Source organism: Clostridium sp. BNL1100, from assembly GCF_000244875.1.
In the GTDB taxonomy this organism is placed as follows: domain Bacteria; phylum Bacillota; class Clostridia; order Acetivibrionales; family DSM-1351; genus Ruminiclostridium.
The window spans coordinates 2,752,097-2,771,523 of record NC_016791.1 but is presented as its reverse complement, the minus strand read 5'-3'; the positions used below and the strand labels follow the sequence as shown (position 1 = coordinate 2,771,523).

The window sequence follows — 19,427 nt, the reverse complement described above, 5'->3', positions numbered from 1 at the left end:
GATGCAGTAAAAAGGCTTTCAGAAATTGAGGAGCAGTATTGTAAGGGTTATGATGTAATTATATGTAAAAAATTAAAGGATTTAACAATTTAATATAGAATATTAAGTATAATAAGAAAATAATATTGGGAGGGGGTATTTATAATGCAAATTAGATTATTGACGGATTTAATAAAAGATGAATATGGTAATTTTTACCATGGTGTAAGGCAGACAACTGGAAAAGAATATAATGAAATAACTCTTGTAAATGCTTTTATGGATTATACATTTAGTCGCATTATATCAGAAGATTTTATAAAGGATTATAATCGGCAATTTTTAGGAAAACTTCCGACTAAATTGTTAAAGGGTACTATTGAAAGTATAAACGATGGAAAAGTACCATTAAAAATTATTTCAATGAGCGATGTAATTAAAAATTACGATAAAATAGTTATTTGGAATGTTTATGAAAAGAATGCTGGAATTGATATTGAACCTAAGATATCAGTATATCATGAAACAACAATAACAAGGTAAATTATAATTTATTGAATGAGCCTATGGTGATATAGGTTCATTTTTTATGGCTTGTTTTAAAATAAGAAAAGAGGTGATATAAAATGACTAATCCTTTAGGATTAAATCAATATACAGACAGGAGCAAATATTTACCAACCCCCGCAGAACAAAAATTACTTGATGTATTATGCAATCCCAGTTCTTTGGGAAAAACAGTTGTAGACATATGTGCCGAAGCAGGAGTAGAACGTAAAGTATATTATGATGCAATGAAAAAAGAAGGATTTGCAGAGTTCAGACGGGATATGGTAATGGATATTATTAAGAATAATATATCAGATGTGCTATTGGCTAGTGTTAAATTTGGTGTAAATAACGCTAAAAATAACGCTGATAGAAAGATGTTATTAGAAATGATTGGTTTATATAATAATAAGCAGGATATCAATATTAAAACTGATAATACTAATATTTCTGATGAAGAATTAAACAGTAAAATTAATCAACTGATAAATGAATCTAATAACAATAAATAGTTCGTATTTCTAATACTTTTACGAACTATGCTTATTTATCAATGGTTAAAAAATCTTAATTTCATATAAACGAACTTTTTATTGACTTTATACGAACTTTTGTATATAATTTACATATAAAGTGAATTATAAGGGTGGTTTTGTATATGGCTAATAAAAGAACTAGAGCATTAGACACTGAACAATATAAATTAATTATTAATACTATTCGTGAAGGGTTTGTATATCAGTGCGAAGGTAAAAGTGTAAAATTTAAACCTAATAATAGAATGGCTACTGTGTTATCTTTGCAGGCTAATTTAGGACTTAGAATAGGTGATATATTAGACTTAAAGCTAAATAATATCATTAAAGATGGTAATAGATATAGGCTTGATATTATAGAGGAAAAAACAGGTAAATCAAGGACTTTTACAGTTAATAATGATATATATAATTATCTTAAAATGTACTGCTTAGAAAATAATATAAAACCAACTGCAACTATATTTGATATTACTGAACGCTCATTACAAAAGAACTTACAAATAGTATGTAATTATTTAGGATTGACTGATATTAGTACACATAGTTTTAGAAAGTTTTATGCCACTGAAATATATAATGCAAGTGGTTGTAATGTAGCCTTAGTAAGGGAATTGTTACAACATAGTGCATTGTCAGTAACACAAAAGTATATAGGTGTAAGTAGTAAACAGGTAGAAGATGCAATAGCACAACACTTATGTTTAATGTAATATAAGATAATTATCAAGAACCTTATTAACTAGGGTTCTTTTTTTATTGCAATAAAGAAGGTGATACAAATAAATAACAATATAGATATCAATAACTTATCCAATGACAAAAAGAAAGAATTGACTAAACTGTTAGAGATAAAGGAAATCAGAGAAGCAAAAGCAGACTATTGTAAGTATGTTGAATATGTTCATCGTGGATATTGGAAACGTGCTAAACACTTAGAATATATATGTCAGACTGTACAGGACTTTATTGAAGGTAAGATAGATAAACAAATACTCTGTCTATCATTGCCACCACAACATGGTAAATCTAATACAATTACTGAAACATTACCATCATATTACTTAGGTAGATTCCCTGATAAAAGGGTTATAGCTGTGTCTTATGGTGATGATTTAGCAAGTAGATTCGGTAAACGTAACAAAGAGAAAATTGAGGAATTTGGAAAGAAGATATTTGATATAGAACTATCACCTACTAGTAAATCAATCACAGAGTTTGATATAAAAGGTCGTAAAGGTTCTATGTTATCACGTGGTATTATGGCAGGAATAACAGGACAACCAGCGGATTTGATTATTGTTGATGATCCTATAAAGAATAGACAAGAAGCAGAATCAGAAACATACCGTAATAAAGTATGGGATGAGTGGATGAGTTCAGTTATCACTAGATTATCAGCTAAAGGTAAGGTAATAGTTATCCAAACGAGATGGCATGAAGATGATTTGACAGGCAGAATATTACAACATAATAAAGATGATGCAATGTATATCAATATTACTTGTGAAGCAGAAGAAGGGGATATATTAGGACGTAAAGTGGGAGATGCTTTATTCCCAGAGATAGGCAAAGATAATGCATGGTTAAAAAAGTTTAAAAAGAACTATTATACCGATGAAGGTAGTAGAACATGGTTAGCATTATTTCAAGGTAAGCCAACATCAGCAGAAGGTAATATGCTAAAGCGTGAATGGTGGAAGAAATATGTTACATTACCTAAGATGGGATTAAAGATAATATCAGTAGATGCAACATTCAAAGATAGTAAGAAATCAGACTTTGTTGCTATACAAGTATGGGGTAAGATAGGGAATGACATGTTTCTAATTGATAGGATTAAGAAACGAATGGACTTTGTTGATACTGTTAAAGCTATTAAAACTATGAACAGTAAACATTCTGATATTAACTCTATATACATTGAAGATAAGGCAAATGGTTCAGCAATAATATCTACTCTTAGAAGTTCAATTCCTTACATTATTCCAGTTACACCTAAAGAAAGTAAAGAAGCAAGAGTATCAGCTATATCACCACAAATAGAAGCAGGACATGTATATTTACCATCATATGATATAGCACCATGGATAGAAGAATTTATAGACGAATGTTGTAAATTTCCAAAAGGGGTTAATGATGACGAAGTAGATTGTATGTCACAAGCAATTAACAAACTAAAAAATATATATGCTGATTTAATATCTGATGATGAGAATATAGATGATGATGATTACATGTCATATGATGAACAAATATCAGAAATGTGTAAATGTACATAAAGGAGATTAACAATGTTTTATATATTAGGAACAATATCAAGTATTATATGTATTCTGCTAGGCTTTTGGCTTGGTAAAGGGTGTCCATTACCCAAACAAACAAAACATATAGACAATATAACTAGTACAAATGAGCAATTATTGGAACAGGAAAAACAGCAAGAAGAATATGAAAGACAGTTTCAAAATTTAATGAAACACAGTGGAGAGCTATAATTTAGAAAAGGGTGTGAAAAATGGATAACTCTGAATTAAAAAACAATGAAATACCACAAGCAATATCATCTTTATCACCAGTATTAATCAATAATAGATATGAAAAAGGTATAGACTATAAGAACAGTCTTAACTTATATGATATTGTAAAGAACAATACAAATTACTATTGTGATAAACAGTGGGAAAATTGTAATGCACCAGATTTACAGAAGATTACTTTAAATATAATTAAACAAGTTGTTAGTTATAGTGTTAGTATGTTAACCACTGATAATGTTGGTGCAAATATAAAAATGTATCGTACTGATAAGGATGATAATAAGGCAATACCTAATATTATTTCGTCTGAAATATTAAGGATAATGGAAAATACACAATTCAAGGAATCATTAAAAGACTCCACTAGAGATTGTGCAATAAACGGAGATTCTATTATATATTCTTATTGGAATCCAGATATTAAAATAAAAGGACAGCTTAATGAAGGGGATATAGATATTGAACTTGTGAAAAATACACAGGTATATTTTGGTAATCCTACAACAAAGAATGTACAGAAACAGCCTTTTATTATAATAAGTTTTAGAAAACTATTAGAAAAAGTACAACAAGAAGCTAGTGAAAATGGAGAAAATCCAGAAGCAATTAAGGCTGATACAGATATAAACCAATATAATTCTAAGTATGAACCTGACAACTTTGTAACAGAATTAGTATACTTTACTAAAATAAATGGTGAAGTATGGTGTGCTAAATGTACTAAGGATGCATGGGTACGTAAACCTTGGAATCTTGAATATAGTTTATATCCTATTTCATATTGGTCATGGTCAGAAAACCCTAATAGTTGCCACGGGATTTCACCTGTTTCAGGCATCATAAAAAATCAAGACGCAATAAATAAGTTATGGTCATTCCATTATCATGTTGTACAAAACTTTGCATTTCCTAAAATAATTTATGACAGAGATGTATTTGGTCAACAGAAATACACTAGTGCAATTGGTAAGCCAATAGGTGTATCAGGCGACCCAAACAAAGCAATATTTAATGTATTTAATGGTGTACAGGTTAAAAATGAAATAATTGAATTTGCTGATAAATTAGCAGAGAAGTCAAAGCAAATGATGGGAGCAAGTGACGTAGCATTAGGAAATTTAAAGAATCCTGAAAACACGTCGGCAATAATAGCTGTGTCAAATAATAGTAAGCAACCATTAGCATTACAACAGAAATCATATTATAACTTTGTTGAAGATACATTTAGAATATGGCTAGATATAATGTCAGTTGATTATGGAATAAGAGAAGTAAAAACTATAGATGAAAATGGTAATGATACTTATGGTAATTATGATTTCAGCAGATTAAAGGATATTAATTTAAAACTTAATGTTGAAATAGGTAGGGCAGCATGGTATGACGAATTAGCAGCAATACAGACTATTGATAACTTATATCATAATCAAATTATTACTGATAAAATATTATACCTTGAATCACTTCCTGAAAGTGCAAATATACCTAATAAATCTGAAATAATTGCACATCTACAGAAAGAAAAAGCACAATTAGAAAACAAAACAGTTTTATATCAGCAGATGGCACAATTCTTAGACACATTACCACCAGAACAACAGGCAGAGTTAAAGAAATTGCCACCACAGCAATTAGAACAAACAGTAATGTCAATGATGCAACAGGCAGGACAAGTACCACAACAATAATAAAATAAATTATACTAATTAGCTTGTTGAATTATTCAACAGGCTTTTTATATATGCCCCAACCATAGGGCAGGAAGGAAAGGTTTTTATATGAAATATTTTAGCTTATTTGCAAATAGACAACCATATCTTGATGCAGATGATGGAGTAAATTTAGGTGGTGGTGGAGATATTACACCACAAAATGAAAGCACAGAAACAAATAGTGTTATTGATGATGATAGTATCTCATTAGATGCAAGTGATTTCCTTACAACAGCAAATGAAAATGAAAATACTGATTCTAATGATAACAATGAATCAACAGATGAAACAAATGAAACTGATGAATTTAATAATACTGATGATGTAAACCAACAAAGTCAGGACGAGAATAAATCAGTAGAAACAATAAAAGTAAAATTTAATAAAGAAGAAATGGACATACCTATTGATGAAGCTACACAGTATATTCAGAAGGGTATGAACTACGATAAGATTCTTTCACAAAAAGAAGCTTTAGAAAAATCTAAAGAATTTGAAATTTTAGATTATTATGCTCAAATGTATGGCATGACAAGACAGGAATATACTGATTACTTGTTTAGAAATAAAGAAGAACAAGCTTTAAAAAATGAAATGAATGATGTTAAATCTAAAAGTCCTGAAATTTCAGATGAACTAGCAGAAGAAATTGCACTAATGAAAATTGAAAGAAATAAACGTGAACTTGAAGAAAAGAAAAGAGCAGAAGAACAGAAAAAACAAGACGAAACTAATAAAATGTATTCTGATTTTATGGCTGAATATCCAGATATTAAATCTGAAGCAATTCCACAGGAAGTATGGGACAAAGTATGCCAAGGTCAAACTTTACTATCTGCTTATTCACGTTGGGAAAATCAGCAATTAAAAGCAAAATTACAGGCAAAAGAACAGAATGAAAAAACTAAAAAGAAGTCAACAGGTAGTGTTGTAGGTGATGCAAATATTGATTACAAAGATGACTTTTTAGCAGGATTTGATTCAATATAAGCTTTAATAAAATAAATATTAATTAATTTGTAATAGCTCAATAGAGCAGAAAGAAGGTATAATTATGGCAATAAATTTAGCTAGTAAATACTCAAATAAGGTAGACGAAAGATTTTCAGTTGGTTCTTTAACAGAGAACATAGGACTTAATAAGGAGTATGATTGGTCTGGTACTAAAACAATTACTGTATATAATATCGACACCGCACCAATGAATGATTACACAAGAAGTGGTGCTAATAGATATGGTACAGCTAATGAACTTGGTGACACTACTACAGAATATACTGTAACAAAAGATAGGTCTTTTACATTTACTATTGACAGAGGAAATTACAATGACCAGTTAATGGTAAAAGAAGCAGGAAAGAGTTTGGCAAGACAAATAAAAGAGGTTGTAACCCCTGAAATTGATATTTATAGATTTGCAACATGGTCAGCAACCGCAATTGCAAATGGTAAGGTTACAACAGAAGCAATCACAAAGGAAAATGCATATTTGAAATTTTTAGATGCACAGGAAACATTGACAGATGCAAAAGTTCCACTTACTGGAAGAGTTTGTTTTGTTACTACTAAATTTCTTAATGCTTTAAAGCTTGATGATAGTTTTACTAAGGCAGGAGATATGTCACAGAAAATGCTAATAAATGGACAGGTTGGTGAAGTTGATGGAGTTAGAATTATCGGTGTACCATCTTCATATCTTCCTACTAATCATTCCTTTATTCTATTGCATCCATCATGTACAGTATGTCCTAAAAAGCTACAAGAATATAAGACACATGATAACCCTCCTGGCATAAACGGTTGGTTAGTAGAAGGTAGACAGATATATGATGCATTTGTATTAGAAGCAAAGAAAAATGCAATATTTGTACATAAAAATGCATAATGAAAGGATGATGAAAAAATGAAGTTTAAAAAAGGTAATTATGTAGTTGAGGTTACAGACCCTAATACATTCAGTGTATTTATAAGAGAAGGTTTTAAAAAGGTTGAGGAAAAACCAAAGGAAGATAAATAAGTAAAATAAATCTAAGGGGGACTAAATTAAAGTTCCCCTTTTTTTTATTTAAAGAAAGATGGTGATATAAATGACAGTGGATGCTATTAATAAAACTGCTTTAGCCTTAATTTTTGAAGATGTAAACACTATTGATTATGACCCATATTTGTTTATTTATCTTAATTTATTATTACAACAAAATTTTACTAAAAATAATCAATATCGGATGTCAAAAGGTTTGACACCGCTAGAATCAGCACAAGTTGTAACATCTAAAAGTGATATTTTATTATATGAACCTGATTTGTGTTTAGAAGTATTAACATATGGATTAGGTGCGATGTTTATAAAAGAAGATGATATGATGTCTGATGCTAATGGAAAAAATTATTATGATTTAATAACACAGTATACACAGGCACAAAATAAATACAATAAAGCAGTATATGTAGATGTTGAAGATATATATAGTTGTAATGACGAGGTGATATAATGTCACAAATATTTAAAATAGATAGATTTCTTGGTGTTAATTTGAATGATACCAGTATGCAAATTGGAGAAGCTTCAAATATAGTTAATTTTAGAATTACAGACGATTATAAGTTAAAAAAAAGAGAAGGATACAAACAATATTTACCTACTGGAACTGGTGGGAAAATTAAAAGTATGTGGTATGGTAAGATAAATGATGAATATCACCATATATTTGTAAGGGATGGAAAAGTATATAAGTATGCTAATCCATTAATTGAATTAGGTACTATACCAGACAATGAAAGTATAGAAATATATGATTTTCAAGGTATTTTATACTTTTTGACTAATGGTTATTATAAAAAATGGTTAGGTACAGGGAATATAGTAGATGTTGAACCATATATACCACTTATAAAAGTTGCTACTAGACCAGACGGAAAAGGCACAGATTATGAGAATTTAAATCTATTGACAGGTAAAAAACGTCAAAAATTTAGGTCAAATGGAACAAGTAAAATATATACCTTAGTTGAACAAAATATTACAAGTGTAGATATAGTTAAACACTTAGGAGTCATTTTAACACCTACAACAGATTATACCGTAAATTTAACAAATGGCACTATAACAACTACTGTTCAATATCCAGAACAAATAGATGATGATATAGAAGTTTTTTGGACAAAAGGTACAGGTAATACAACAGATGTTACAAACCAAAAATATAGTATAGCTTATGGCGGTGGAAACGATAACCGAATATTACTATATGGTAATGGAAATACAATAATTTATTCAGGTTTAGCAGATGGTGTTTCAAGTGCTGAATATTTTCCTGCCAATAATTATATGAATATTGGAACTAAACAAGATGATGTAATATGGTTAACAAAACAATATAACACATTATTGATTTTTACGGATAGTAATGCATGGTATTCAAGTTTAGAATTTAATACTGATACAGGATTGATAGATTTCCCAACATATCCATTAAACTCTAAAATCGGTACGCTGTGCAAAGGTCAATTATTACAAAATAATCCGTTTACATTGTATAAGGGTGGTATTTATGAATGGGTATCTACAACAGTAAGAGATGAAAAGAACGCTATATTAAAATCAATGAGAATACAAAAAGAACTTGATAATATTGATTTAAAAACATGCTTAACATATGACTATGAGGACAAAGGAGAGTTTTGGATTTGTTATAGTAATAATGTTTGGGTTTATAATTATAGACTAGATGTATTTTATAAATATAAATTAGCAGACATACCAACATGTTTTTTAACAATAGATAAGGTTCTTTATTTTGGTACAAGTACAGGAAAAATAATGCAATTCCAGAACAAAGTTACATTAGAAAACGGAACTATTAATTATGATGCACGTACAGATGCAGGACAAACAATAAATTCTATTGCAGAATTAGGATTCATGAATTTTGATAATGAATATTTAAGAAAATTTATACAGTATGCTTTCATTTCAATTTATCCTGATTCACGTTCATCTTTAAAATTATATTGGCAAACAGATAAAAAATCAACGGAAATACCACTAAAACCAACAATAGACTTTAATTTCTTCAATTTTAATGATATAGATTTTTCAGATTTTACATTTCTATGTAATTATAATCCAACACCAACTAAAGTAAAATTAAAAGCTAAAAAATTTAGTTACATAAAATTAATTCTTGAAAATAATGAATTAAATGACACTGTAACAGTTGTAAGTATTACATTACCTGTTATTAAGGGTGGATATGTAAAATAAAAGAAAGGGTGATAATACAATGGCATTAACAAAATTAACAGCTAACGTATCTAATATACAGACATTAAGTGATAAGCCTAATCAAAATGAAAATTTAACTCCTGTTAGTTTAAAACAAAAGTTTGATAAGGGTGTTGAAGATACAAAGGATTATATAAATAATACATTGACCAATGAACTTGATACGAAACTAGATACACTTACTGCAACAGACACATCATTACAAACCCAAGTAACAAGTTTAGACCAAAAAACTACAACAATTAATAATAATTTTATATCTTTTAGAAGTCAAACAAATGCAAGATTATCAAGCACTTTAGGTTCGCCATCAAGTATAGATGGGGTAAGTAATGCAACCAAGAATATAGATTTAGTTGCAGGAACAGGTATAAGAATCACACCTAATAATACTGATAAAACAATAACTTTTGAAGCAACAGGAACAGCAGTTCCCGTTGCTCATGGACATACACATGCAGTAGGTGGAACAGACCCAATTACAGGATTTGCAGAAATGGCATCAGCTATAACAACAAATACTACAGATATAATTAATCATGTAAATAATAAGGAAATGCATGTACCTTTTAGAGTAGCTACACAGTTTACACAAGAGGAATATAAAAATCATTATACTTATTATTATGCAGGATTTGGAAATACATCAGTATCAACATTAGCAGATGGACAAACACTTAGGGCAAAATGTAATTCTGATAGCACAGGAGCAGTATATTTACATGTTGATGTTGTAAACGAAAAACCAGTAGTTAAGGCAAATGGTTTACCTGTTACAAATTGGAAAGCAAATGGAATATATACACTAGTATATAATGCAACAACAGGAAATTTTATACAACAGGGTGAAGGGGGTGAGTACGGAACAGATAACCCAAATGATGTAAAAGTAGGTGTTGTTTTTGGTACTGAAACTGGTTTAAAAACAGGTACATTTACAGCAGATGCAACAATAACTGGAAGTGATGTTATGAAAGGCAAAATTGCATATGCTAACGGTCAAAAAATTACTGGTACTTATGATATTCCCAATGAAGCATGGTTTCAACCGCATAATCAATGGTATAAATGTACTGCACATCCAGCTACAAATGGTTCGGATGCAATAAAAGGTACTATGGGTTGTGTATGTGATAATAAACTATATTTGTTTTCATTTTTTCTTCCTGCTTCTGCCAGTAATTATTGGGGTTGGAATGTATATGACCCAACAACTAATTTATGGACAAAAGATTACGTATATACTGGAGTTAGTCCATCTTACTCTACATATATATGTGGGATATTCAATCATATTATATATTTAAAAATTACTGACGGAACTACAACATCAACTACTGACAAAATATATGCATATGATACCATATTAAAAATAATGACATCTTTTAGTATAAAGACATTAGAAACTCATGATACTAGTTCCAGATGGATAATGACTGATGAAAATACATTTTATTCAATCGGTGGAGCTAGTTCAAAACTTACATATTCATACAATAAAATCACTGATACAATAACTTCAAGAACAAATTGTCCTGTTTATTTGTCTAATCCATCATGTGTATACAATCCATCTAATAATACAATTTATGTTGTTGGTAATAAAAGTACAGTATACGACCAACCAACACCATTATATGCTTATGATTGTTCGGCTAATACTTGGGTTTCAAAAGCTGATTATGCTACTGACCCAAGATATAATTTATCTATTATATTAAAAGATGCTAATACTTTATTAATTGGTGGTGGAATCAAAACTACTGATTGGTGGGAGGGTAGTTTTAAAGTTTATGATATAACAACAAATACATATACACTTAAACCATATTCCCCTATGGGAAAACAAGTTGGTTCATTAGGTATTATAAATGATAAAGTGTATTTTTTCGGAGGATATACATCAAACGGCGGTTATGATAACACATATGTTTACTTTTATTAATATTAGGGAGGGTTTTTAAATGCAGGAAGAAAATTTTATAATTACAATTTGGGATAGAGTTTCCCCAATTAATGGCTTATCCGCAACGGAAATAATATCATATCGTCAAGATATAGCAAATGAACCTACAGTTTTGTTATTTTCAGACCCTAATACATGGTCTGTTAACATGATAGAGTTCCCACACACACTTATTGATACTTTGAATAGGCATGATGTTTTTAAGCCTGTAGATACGACATTAGACCCCATAGAAATAGGACATTTGTATTTACAGTATTTATATTTAATGAATCATCCAGTACTACCAAAAACAGAATTACAGATATTACAGGAAAAGGTTGATTCTTGTATAGTTGATGTTAACAATCTTATTGAAATTGTAATTGATAAACTTATATAAAGGAGTGTGTTAATATATGTGGAGAGAAAAATTTCAGTATTTAATATCTATAGGAAAAACTAAAGAGTATTTAATAACAAAAGTAAATTCATTATATTCACAGTATCCAGAACAATTTGAAACAGGAGAATATGAATTAATAATTCAGGATATTAACGAAGCTTATCCAGCTTAAGGACGGTGAAAGCATTGATAAAATTAATAACAATGCTTAAAAATAATATTGATAAGGTGTTTATAGTGCAATTTATATTAAATACCTTATCAATATTTTATGTCATTTTAAGTAATAAAACGAATTTTTTATTTATTGTTATGTTTACAATATCTTTATTAATTGAGATAGCAGGAATATTATATTTAGTATTTTTAGCCGTAAAAACAGGAATATATATTAATATAACTAATCAGACAACTAACAATAAATCATTCTTTTTAGATTCAGCAAAAATAGAAGACGATAAATAAACATAAAGTAAGACACTGGCAACGATTAAGTAAACAGTGTCCTACTTTTTTATATGCAAATAGTTTTGAAAGTAGGTGTATCATGCACAATAATAAGCTGCTAAAATACTTGATCATTGCTTTTTTATTAGTATATTTAATAATTTCAATTCTAGTAATAATCAATTTTAATAAAATTAACAACACCGGAATAAATAATAATGCTACACAAACACAGATATTAAATATTACTAATCCTAATAATGAAATGTCAGAGAAAATTGATATTAATCATTGTTCCAAAGAAGCCTTAATATCTCTACCCAAAATAGGTAATAAAACTGCTGATAATATAATAAAACATAGACCTTATAAAGACATATGGGAACTTGATAAAATTGATAGAATTGGAGCAGAAACTATACAAGTTATTAAAGATATGGTGGTGTGTAAATAATGGAAATATTATCAGCACTTATAGCTGCAATAAAAAATGGAGCGTGGCAAATAGTTTTCCCTTTGGCTGTACTAGGATTGTTAGTTATTTACGACAAAAAGCAAAATAAACAAATAGCAACGTTAGAAGAAACCAATAAAATCAGAGAAAAAGCTTTGATGGATTTAATTGAAAACAATAGCAAAGAATCAAAAGATAGGGAAGATAGATTAATGGAACATCTTGAAAAAACAAATGACTCACATGCAAAAATAGCAAGTGCAATGGAACGACTAGAATTAAGAATGGAATTTATGGAAAAGAAAATAGATAAAGAAGGTGTGTAATAAATGAATACAGTTAAGTTTAAATATACAGATGAAGCTTGTGTATATCCCAAATTAATACAGGCAGTTATTGACGTATGTAACTATTATAAAAAAGATTGTTTGTGTAGTTCAGGGTATAGAAGTCCAGAGAAACAAAAAATTATAAATGTACAATCTTTACATAGTCATAAAAATGCATATCAAATAACAGACCCAAACGATAAAATGTATGGTGCTGTGTATGACAATACTGGCAAGTGTTGGGCAGGAGCATACGGAAAAAGCAATCATTGCTATTGTATTGCAATGGATATTTCTGATGATTGGTTTAATACGCTAACTAATGCAGAATTAAAGAAATTTCAGCTTATAAAACCGATATCCTACGAACCGTGGCATGTGCAACTTTTGGAACACCAAGGAGCAAGCGAAAAACAGAAAGAACAAATAAAAAATGTTGTATTGAAGGGAATGAGCAGATTTATGAATATAGCTGATTTTCAGGCACTTGCAGGACTACAAACCGATGGTAAAGTAGGAGATAAGACTAAGGCAAAAGCAAAAGAGATTATTGAAGTATGTAATGCTATATTGGGTAATAATCAATTGTCGAATAATTCTACAATTAAAACTAATGTTGATACATCGATTATATCTACATATGACCAAGCAATGGATGTTATAAGTAAAAAGGTAGAAACACCATATCAATACTGGTTGAATAAAAAATCTCATATAGATTCTTCTTTGTCGGCTTTATTTGTAAAAATAGCAAAAGCATATATAGAAGATGAAGCAATTATAAAACAGCTAGGAGGAAAATAATATGAATCAGAATCGTTTTAAAAGTTGGTCTTTATGGCTTGCAGTAGCTTCATTAGTTGTATTTTGCGTAAAGACATTCTTTAACTTAGATGTAAGTGTTGAAATGAATGGTTTTATGAATGTATTGTGTCCTGTATTAATTGGTATTGGTATAATCAATAACCCTACAAATAAGACAGAAATATAAAAGGAAGTGAGGTAATGTAATGGCTCAAGCATGGGAAAGTGATGAAATAAAAAGGCAAGGTAATTTATATGCTCAAGCAAAAGCAAAAGGAGATACACAAGCAATGGCAAATGCTAGGGCAGAAGCAGAAAGATTGAGAAGCCAACAAGGGTATTCAACTAATTCAAGTGGTTTAAATCAAAGTGCCTTACAAGGTTATCAAGCTGATAGTACAAATACAAGATTTACTCCAATACAACCACAGCAACCAGTTGACCCAATGAAACAGTTTATGGAATATCAGAATCAACTAAAAGCACAACAGACACAACAAGTATTAGGACAATTACAAAATAATTATAATCAGACTTTAGCAAGTTTAAATACTGAAAAATCAGCTATACAGCCACAATATTATGATGCTAAACAGCAAGTAAGTGCAAACAATCAGTTACAAGCAAAGAATTTTGCGGAGTATTTAGCACAAAGAGGAACAACTAATAATGGTAGTTCCGCACAGGCTGAATTAAACAGAAACAGCCAATTACAAAATAATATTAGTGATTTAAATAGCGAAGAATTACAGGCTTACAATGATATAGCCAAAAGAACAACACAGGCACAACAATCTTATGCAAGTGATGTAAATTCAGCACAGGCAGGAATTGAAGCTACTGCAATGCAAAATCTAATGAATGAATGGCAGAGACAACAGGCACAAAATGCTGAAAATGAAAGATTTAACAAACAGTTTGATTATCAAAAACAGCAAGATGCAATAAATAGACAGGATTCAGTAAATCAAGCTATGGGATATGTTAACCCTACTGCTAATGTTGTTGTTCCTGAAAATATAAGGCAACAATTGGCTAAATATGCTGATGATTACAGTGCATATGCAAATGCTAATCCTAATACTGAAATGGGTAGATATGCACGTGTTCTTGCTAATGAAAAATTATTCAGTTCACCTGAATTATTGGCTAAATATGGAGGTCAGTATAAGACAGCAGAACAAAAGGCACAGGAATGGAATCAAAATTTCCAGACAAAACAATTTGATTATCAACAAGAACGTGATAAGGTAAAAGATACTCAGTGGCAAAAAGAAATGGACTTAAATTTAAGACAACAATCTTTCCAAGAAGCACAGGCAAAAATTGAAAATGCATTATCGGCTAGACGTATAAGTATGGAAGGTGCTAGTCAGGCTATATCATGGGCACGTTTGCAGTCTGAGAACGACCCCATGAGTTTAGATAATCAGATTAAACTTAAAGGTGCGGGAATGAAAGCAGTATATAATGAAAAGACTAAAACATATTCATATGTTGATGTTCCAACAAATAGTAAAGAATCAACTTTTTCAATTGATGATTGGGCAAAAGTTTTAGATGATGAATTTATGCCTAAATATGTAAATGGTTCACTTGTAAGTAATGGTAATACAAATACAGAAAGCAGAGAGAGCAGAATTTTAGGTTTAAATCTTTCAAATGACATGACAAAAGCCTTGTATAAAAGATATAACATTCCATTACCTAGATAGGGGGTTAAAAATGGATATTTTTGAGCGTAGAAGAAGAGAATTAAAAATTGATAATAATCCTAATGATGATGATATCTTTGAACGTAGAAGGAAGGAGTTAGAAGAACAACAGCAAAAAGAGCAACAGGAAAGAATACAACGTGGTCAAGAAATACAAGATAAGCAGAATAAATTAATGGATTGGATGAAAGGAAATGCTAAAGTAGATGGTGGGCAAAATATGCCCATCTCTACTAATGAATCCAACGATTTACCATATGTGAAAACATACAAAGAAGTACCTGAAAATTTTGCAAGCGGTAATATTTTAGGTGGAATAGGCAATTCATTAAAAGGTACAGGACAAATGTTATTACAAGGATTACAAACACCACAAAATTTAGTATTAAATGCAAGTAAAGCTATTATAGACACATCTAAAGGTAAAAAGCCATCTTTTGACCCTACATTAGATACTGAAAAATATTTACATGAAACAGGCAATGATAAAACAGATAAATTTTATAATTCAACAGCAGGAAAAATAACGTCTGGTATATTTGGTGTTGCTAGTGACCCGTTAACTTGGTTAGGTTCTGGTGGTATTGCAAGTGAAGCAGTTAAAGCAAGTAATTTAGGTATGCAAGGCACAAAAGGATTGATAAAAGAAGCTGATATATCTGAAAAAGCATTTAATAAATTTAGAACAGCTTTAAAGACTTCCCCAGATGAACTAGCACAAAATAATGAAAAATTTGCTATAGAACCAATAAAACCAACTACTGTACAGGGTAAATTCACTATTAAAAATGATACTTATAATAATGCAGTAAATGAATATAACACAGCTATTGAAACTATACAAAATCATTTTAAGACTAATCAACTTAGAGCTGATGAAATACCAAAAATTAAATCTGAATTAGGAATTGACCTTGATGGTATAGTAAATAAAATGGAACAAGCACAACAAGGTTTTAAATTACCCAACGCTGATACAATGAAAATGAAACGTGTTTCAGGTGTTGCCAGTGATAATACTTATGATATAGCTAATAGATTAAAGAATGAATCAAACTTTAATAATAAATATGGACTGCCAGAGATTAATAAAAATGTTGATGGTTTACCAACTTTGAATAAAGACGTAGCAAGTAATATTGAAGGACAAAAATTACAATTAAATATAAACCCAGAAACAGGATTTTCAGATAATATCTTTAATATTGAAACTAAAAAGAAGTTACCAAATGAAAGAGGTTTTTCACATAATGTTAAAACTGATAGTGCAATGCATGAAGATATTAGAAGATCATTTGATGAAAATCCATTATTTCATGAGACTTTAAAGAATAAAGATACATTATCAAAAGCAAATGAAAAAATGTCACAAGGCTTTACTAGAGCATATGCAGAGTGGAACAAAAACATTAATAAATTTGACCCTTCAGATATTCCCCTTGCTAGACAATTAGCAAATGAAGCTGCTAAGAACGGAGATATGGAAACAGCTAGACGAATTATAGCAGATTCGGCAGAGAAATTAACACAAGCAGGACAATATTCACAAGCCGCAAGTATTTTGAGAAAATCCGACCCTGCCACTTTTAATACTTTTATGGAAAATCAATTCAAAAAATTAAATGAACAAGGTAATAAAATGTATGGTAAAAAATGGACAGATTTAAATCTTACTGATGACGAAATGAAACAATTATATAGTAAAGATGTTATTTCAGAGGAAGAAAGAGAGAAATTTATGGAAGGAGTTTATGACAGAATTTCTCAATCAATGCCATCCTCAAAAATGGAAAAATTTGATGCATGGCGTAGAACTGCTATGTTATTAAATCCAACTACACATATTAGAAATATAGCTGGTAATGGAATAATGGGAGCTATGAGAAAAACATCAGATGTAATTGGAGCAGGATTAGAAACAGCTACAGATAAAATTTTAAAAGGATTAGGAAATAAAGGAATTGAAAGAACAAAATCTGTAGGTTGGATTTTTGACAAAGATTTAAGAAATGTAGTAGACAATACATGGCAAGATGAAATAAAAAATCTTACTCGCAGTAATCGTTATGATATAAATAATATAAAATTTATGAATCGTGATAAGAGGATTTTTGAAAGCAAAGCCATGAACGCTGTAGATAAATTTTCAAAAGATACACTTAATGTTGAAGATAAAGTATTTTTAGAAAGAGCATACAAAGATGCATTAGGAGGTTATCTTAAAGCAAATGGAATAAAGGAAGTAACACAACAAGCAAAAGACTATGCACAACGTAGAGCATTTGAAGCAACTTTCAAACAAGCAAACTTTTTGTCAGATACAATTAATAAGGCTAAAAATATAAAAGTATTAGGAAAAGTAGTTGAAGGTGCTATTCCATTTTCTCAAACTCCTGCTAATATTGCAATGCGTGGTGTTGAATATTCTCCATTAGGTGTAGTTAAAGCTATATTTAGTAAAACAAGTGGTAAGGGTGGAGCACAAGTAATTGAAGATTTATCAAAATCTTTAACTGGTTCGGCTGCATTAGGTGTAGGATATGTTTTAGCAGGAATGGGAGCAGCAAAAATGGAACGTAGTAAATCAGCAACAGTAGCAGGACTACAAGATGCAACGGGGGAACAATCAAGTTCAATAATGTTTCCGTGGGGCAGTTACACTTTTGATTGGGCACAACCTGCTTCTATACCTTTAGCAATGGGTGTCGCATTTTATGAAGGACTTCAAAAGAAAAATTCAAGTAAGGCTGATGCATTGTTAAATGCTATTACTACTGGTGGAGATACTATAGTAAACATGACTATGATGAAAAATATAAAAGATATATTTGGTAGTGGTGGAAGTGTAACTCAAAAAATATTAGGTATACCATTAAGTTATGTTGAACAAGCAATTCCGTCTATTTTAGGTAAAACAGCAAAAAGTATTGACACCACAAAACGTAGTACATATGACCCTAATCCAATTAAACAAGAATTAAACGAAATTCAATCAAAAATACCATTTGCAAGTAAAAGTTTACAGCCTGATTTAGATGTATTCGGACAAAAACAAAGTACAGGAGGGTTTGTTCAACAATTTTTCAGTCCCGGCTATTTTAAAGGTAAATCAGAAGAACCAGTTACAAAAGAATTAGTAAGACTTTACAAAGATTCAAAAGAAACTGATTTTCTACCTAGAAAATTAAAAGGTTCACTTTCATCAGACGGAGTAGAATATAATCTCAGTGCGAAAGAATTAAAACAGTTAAAAGAATCAGTAGGAAATGAAACTTTAAAACAGATGAAATTTATTATTGATACTCCTGAGTACAAAGAAAGTTCAGCAGAAGGTAAAAGAAAATGGTTGCAGTCATTGGTAAATTCTGTATATAATGAATCTAAATCTAAGTATATTCAATCTAAATCAAAGTAGGTGATATTGTGACTATAAAAAAGTCTATTAATACTGTTATAACTGTATTTGTAAGAGTATTGCTTTTTCTTTGTGCGTTTTATGGGATATATCAGCTTACTTGTGATTGGTTTAATAAAGATACTGCTTTTATGATTGCTTTAGTTGTGTTTTTATTTGCAGAGTATAAAGACCATGAGAAAGAGTTAAAACCTGATAAACATTGATATATTTTATATGTATATAATGATTTAGAAAGTTAATTAAAAATCAAATTTGTAAGGTAGGGATACAGAAGTATAGTGTCTCTACCTTTTTGTTTACTTGTAGAA

20 protein-coding genes are annotated in these 19,427 nt (G+C 29.9%); all 20 read left to right on the top strand.

Going from position 1 to position 19,427, the window contains the following annotated elements:
- Positions 1–144: 144 nt before the first annotated feature.
- The 20 genes from CLO1100_RS11780 to CLO1100_RS11690 all read left to right on the top strand — a co-directional run bounded on the left by CLO1100_RS11780 (position 145) and on the right by CLO1100_RS11690 (position 19,116).
- Positions 145–522, top strand: coding sequence for a hypothetical protein (locus CLO1100_RS11780; RefSeq protein ID WP_014313977.1), 378 nt, complete (start codon positions 145–147; stop codon positions 520–522).
- A gap of 83 nt (positions 523–605) precedes the next feature.
- On the top strand, positions 606–1,040 hold the full coding sequence (locus CLO1100_RS11775; RefSeq protein WP_014313976.1) for a hypothetical protein: 435 nt from the start codon (positions 606–608) through the stop codon (positions 1,038–1,040).
- Positions 1,041–1,186: 146 nt separating this feature from the next.
- Positions 1,187–1,777 (top strand): tyrosine-type recombinase/integrase, encoded by a 591-nt coding sequence (locus CLO1100_RS11770; protein WP_014313975.1) that lies wholly within the window; start codon positions 1,187–1,189, stop codon positions 1,775–1,777.
- A 60-nt stretch (positions 1,778–1,837) separates the two neighbouring features.
- The gene (gene terL / locus CLO1100_RS11765; RefSeq protein ID WP_014313974.1) at positions 1,838–3,346 is read left to right on the top strand and encodes a phage terminase large subunit; all 1,509 of its coding nucleotides are present in this window, start codon (positions 1,838–1,840) and stop codon (positions 3,344–3,346) included.
- Positions 3,347–3,358: 12 nt separating this feature from the next.
- A complete protein-coding gene (locus CLO1100_RS11760; RefSeq protein ID WP_014313973.1) occupies positions 3,359–3,562 on the top strand; it encodes a hypothetical protein in 204 nt (67 codons plus the stop codon).
- A gap of 20 nt (positions 3,563–3,582) precedes the next feature.
- Positions 3,583–5,292, top strand: a complete 1,710-nt coding sequence (locus CLO1100_RS11755) for a hypothetical protein (protein ID WP_014313972.1) — start codon at positions 3,583–3,585, stop codon at positions 5,290–5,292.
- A 90-nt stretch (positions 5,293–5,382) separates the two neighbouring features.
- Positions 5,383–6,306, top strand: coding sequence for a hypothetical protein (locus CLO1100_RS11750; RefSeq protein ID WP_014313971.1), 924 nt, complete (start codon positions 5,383–5,385; stop codon positions 6,304–6,306).
- 64 nt (positions 6,307–6,370) lie between these two features.
- Entirely contained in the window at positions 6,371–7,201 is an 831-nt protein-coding gene (locus tag CLO1100_RS11745; RefSeq protein WP_014313970.1) for a hypothetical protein, read from the top strand.
- A 202-nt stretch (positions 7,202–7,403) separates the two neighbouring features.
- Positions 7,404–7,808, top strand: a complete 405-nt coding sequence (locus tag CLO1100_RS11740; RefSeq protein ID WP_014313968.1) for a hypothetical protein — start codon at positions 7,404–7,406, stop codon at positions 7,806–7,808.
- Positions 7,808–9,580: a hypothetical protein gene (locus tag CLO1100_RS11735; RefSeq protein ID WP_014313967.1), complete on the top strand. Its 1,773-nt coding sequence runs from the start codon at positions 7,808–7,810 to the stop codon at positions 9,578–9,580. Before CLO1100_RS11740 ends, CLO1100_RS11735 begins: the two co-directional genes overlap by 1 nt.
- Before the next feature lie 19 nt (positions 9,581–9,599).
- Positions 9,600–11,546 (top strand): hypothetical protein, encoded by a 1,947-nt coding sequence (locus CLO1100_RS11730; RefSeq protein ID WP_014313966.1) that lies wholly within the window; start codon positions 9,600–9,602, stop codon positions 11,544–11,546.
- Positions 11,547–11,565: 19 nt separating this feature from the next.
- A complete protein-coding gene (locus CLO1100_RS11725; RefSeq protein WP_014313965.1) occupies positions 11,566–11,949 on the top strand; it encodes a hypothetical protein in 384 nt (127 codons plus the stop codon).
- Positions 11,950–11,965: 16 nt separating this feature from the next.
- Complete coding sequence (locus tag CLO1100_RS20830) at positions 11,966–12,124, top strand: hypothetical protein (RefSeq protein WP_014313964.1); 159 nt, start codon at positions 11,966–11,968, stop codon at positions 12,122–12,124.
- Positions 12,125–12,138: 14 nt separating this feature from the next.
- Positions 12,139–12,417, top strand: coding sequence for a hypothetical protein (locus CLO1100_RS11720; RefSeq protein WP_014313963.1), 279 nt, complete (start codon positions 12,139–12,141; stop codon positions 12,415–12,417).
- Between the two features lie 82 nt (positions 12,418–12,499).
- Complete coding sequence (locus tag CLO1100_RS11715) at positions 12,500–12,853, top strand: helix-hairpin-helix domain-containing protein (RefSeq protein ID WP_014313962.1); 354 nt, start codon at positions 12,500–12,502, stop codon at positions 12,851–12,853.
- Positions 12,853–13,179 (top strand): hypothetical protein, encoded by a 327-nt coding sequence (locus CLO1100_RS11710; protein ID WP_014313961.1) that lies wholly within the window; start codon positions 12,853–12,855, stop codon positions 13,177–13,179. The genes CLO1100_RS11715 and CLO1100_RS11710 overlap by 1 nt, the downstream gene beginning before the upstream one ends.
- A 3-nt stretch (positions 13,180–13,182) precedes the next feature.
- Complete coding sequence (locus CLO1100_RS11705) at positions 13,183–13,986, top strand: hypothetical protein (RefSeq protein ID WP_014313960.1); 804 nt, start codon at positions 13,183–13,185, stop codon at positions 13,984–13,986.
- 1 nt (position 13,987) lies between these two features.
- The gene (locus CLO1100_RS11700; protein WP_014313959.1) at positions 13,988–14,173 is read left to right on the top strand and encodes a phage holin; all 186 of its coding nucleotides are present in this window, start codon (positions 13,988–13,990) and stop codon (positions 14,171–14,173) included.
- Positions 14,174–14,192: 19 nt separating this feature from the next.
- Positions 14,193–15,701 (top strand): hypothetical protein, encoded by a 1,509-nt coding sequence (locus CLO1100_RS11695; protein WP_014313958.1) that lies wholly within the window; start codon positions 14,193–14,195, stop codon positions 15,699–15,701.
- A gap of 10 nt (positions 15,702–15,711) precedes the next feature.
- Entirely contained in the window at positions 15,712–19,116 is a 3,405-nt protein-coding gene (locus CLO1100_RS11690; RefSeq protein ID WP_014313957.1) for a hypothetical protein, read from the top strand.
- The last annotated feature ends 311 nt before the right edge of the window (positions 19,117–19,427 follow it).

Bases quoted from the DNA above. Each gene is read 5' to 3' on its own strand.
- CLO1100_RS11780 (WP_014313977.1), top strand. From the start codon at position 145: ATGCAAATTAGATTATTGACGGATTTAATAAAAGATGAATATGGTAAT.
- CLO1100_RS11775 (WP_014313976.1), top strand. From the start codon at position 606: ATGACTAATCCTTTAGGATTAAATCAATATACAGACAGGAGCAAATAT.
- CLO1100_RS11770 (WP_014313975.1), top strand. From the start codon at position 1,187: ATGGCTAATAAAAGAACTAGAGCATTAGACACTGAACAATATAAATTA.
- CLO1100_RS11760 (WP_014313973.1), top strand. From the start codon at position 3,359: ATGTTTTATATATTAGGAACAATATCAAGTATTATATGTATTCTGCTA.
- CLO1100_RS11755 (WP_014313972.1), top strand. From the start codon at position 3,583: ATGGATAACTCTGAATTAAAAAACAATGAAATACCACAAGCAATATCA.
- CLO1100_RS11750 (WP_014313971.1), top strand. From the start codon at position 5,383: ATGAAATATTTTAGCTTATTTGCAAATAGACAACCATATCTTGATGCA.
- CLO1100_RS11745 (WP_014313970.1), top strand. From the start codon at position 6,371: ATGGCAATAAATTTAGCTAGTAAATACTCAAATAAGGTAGACGAAAGA.
- CLO1100_RS11740 (WP_014313968.1), top strand. From the start codon at position 7,404: ATGACAGTGGATGCTATTAATAAAACTGCTTTAGCCTTAATTTTTGAA.
- CLO1100_RS11735 (WP_014313967.1), top strand. From the start codon at position 7,808: ATGTCACAAATATTTAAAATAGATAGATTTCTTGGTGTTAATTTGAAT.
- CLO1100_RS11730 (WP_014313966.1), top strand. From the start codon at position 9,600: ATGGCATTAACAAAATTAACAGCTAACGTATCTAATATACAGACATTA.
- CLO1100_RS11725 (WP_014313965.1), top strand. From the start codon at position 11,566: ATGCAGGAAGAAAATTTTATAATTACAATTTGGGATAGAGTTTCCCCA.
- CLO1100_RS20830 (WP_014313964.1), top strand. From the start codon at position 11,966: ATGTGGAGAGAAAAATTTCAGTATTTAATATCTATAGGAAAAACTAAA.
- CLO1100_RS11715 (WP_014313962.1), top strand. From the start codon at position 12,500: ATGCACAATAATAAGCTGCTAAAATACTTGATCATTGCTTTTTTATTA.
- CLO1100_RS11710 (WP_014313961.1), top strand. From the start codon at position 12,853: ATGGAAATATTATCAGCACTTATAGCTGCAATAAAAAATGGAGCGTGG.
- CLO1100_RS11705 (WP_014313960.1), top strand. From the start codon at position 13,183: ATGAATACAGTTAAGTTTAAATATACAGATGAAGCTTGTGTATATCCC.
- CLO1100_RS11700 (WP_014313959.1), top strand. From the start codon at position 13,988: ATGAATCAGAATCGTTTTAAAAGTTGGTCTTTATGGCTTGCAGTAGCT.
- CLO1100_RS11695 (WP_014313958.1), top strand. From the start codon at position 14,193: ATGGCTCAAGCATGGGAAAGTGATGAAATAAAAAGGCAAGGTAATTTA.
- CLO1100_RS11690 (WP_014313957.1), top strand. From the start codon at position 15,712: ATGGATATTTTTGAGCGTAGAAGAAGAGAATTAAAAATTGATAATAAT.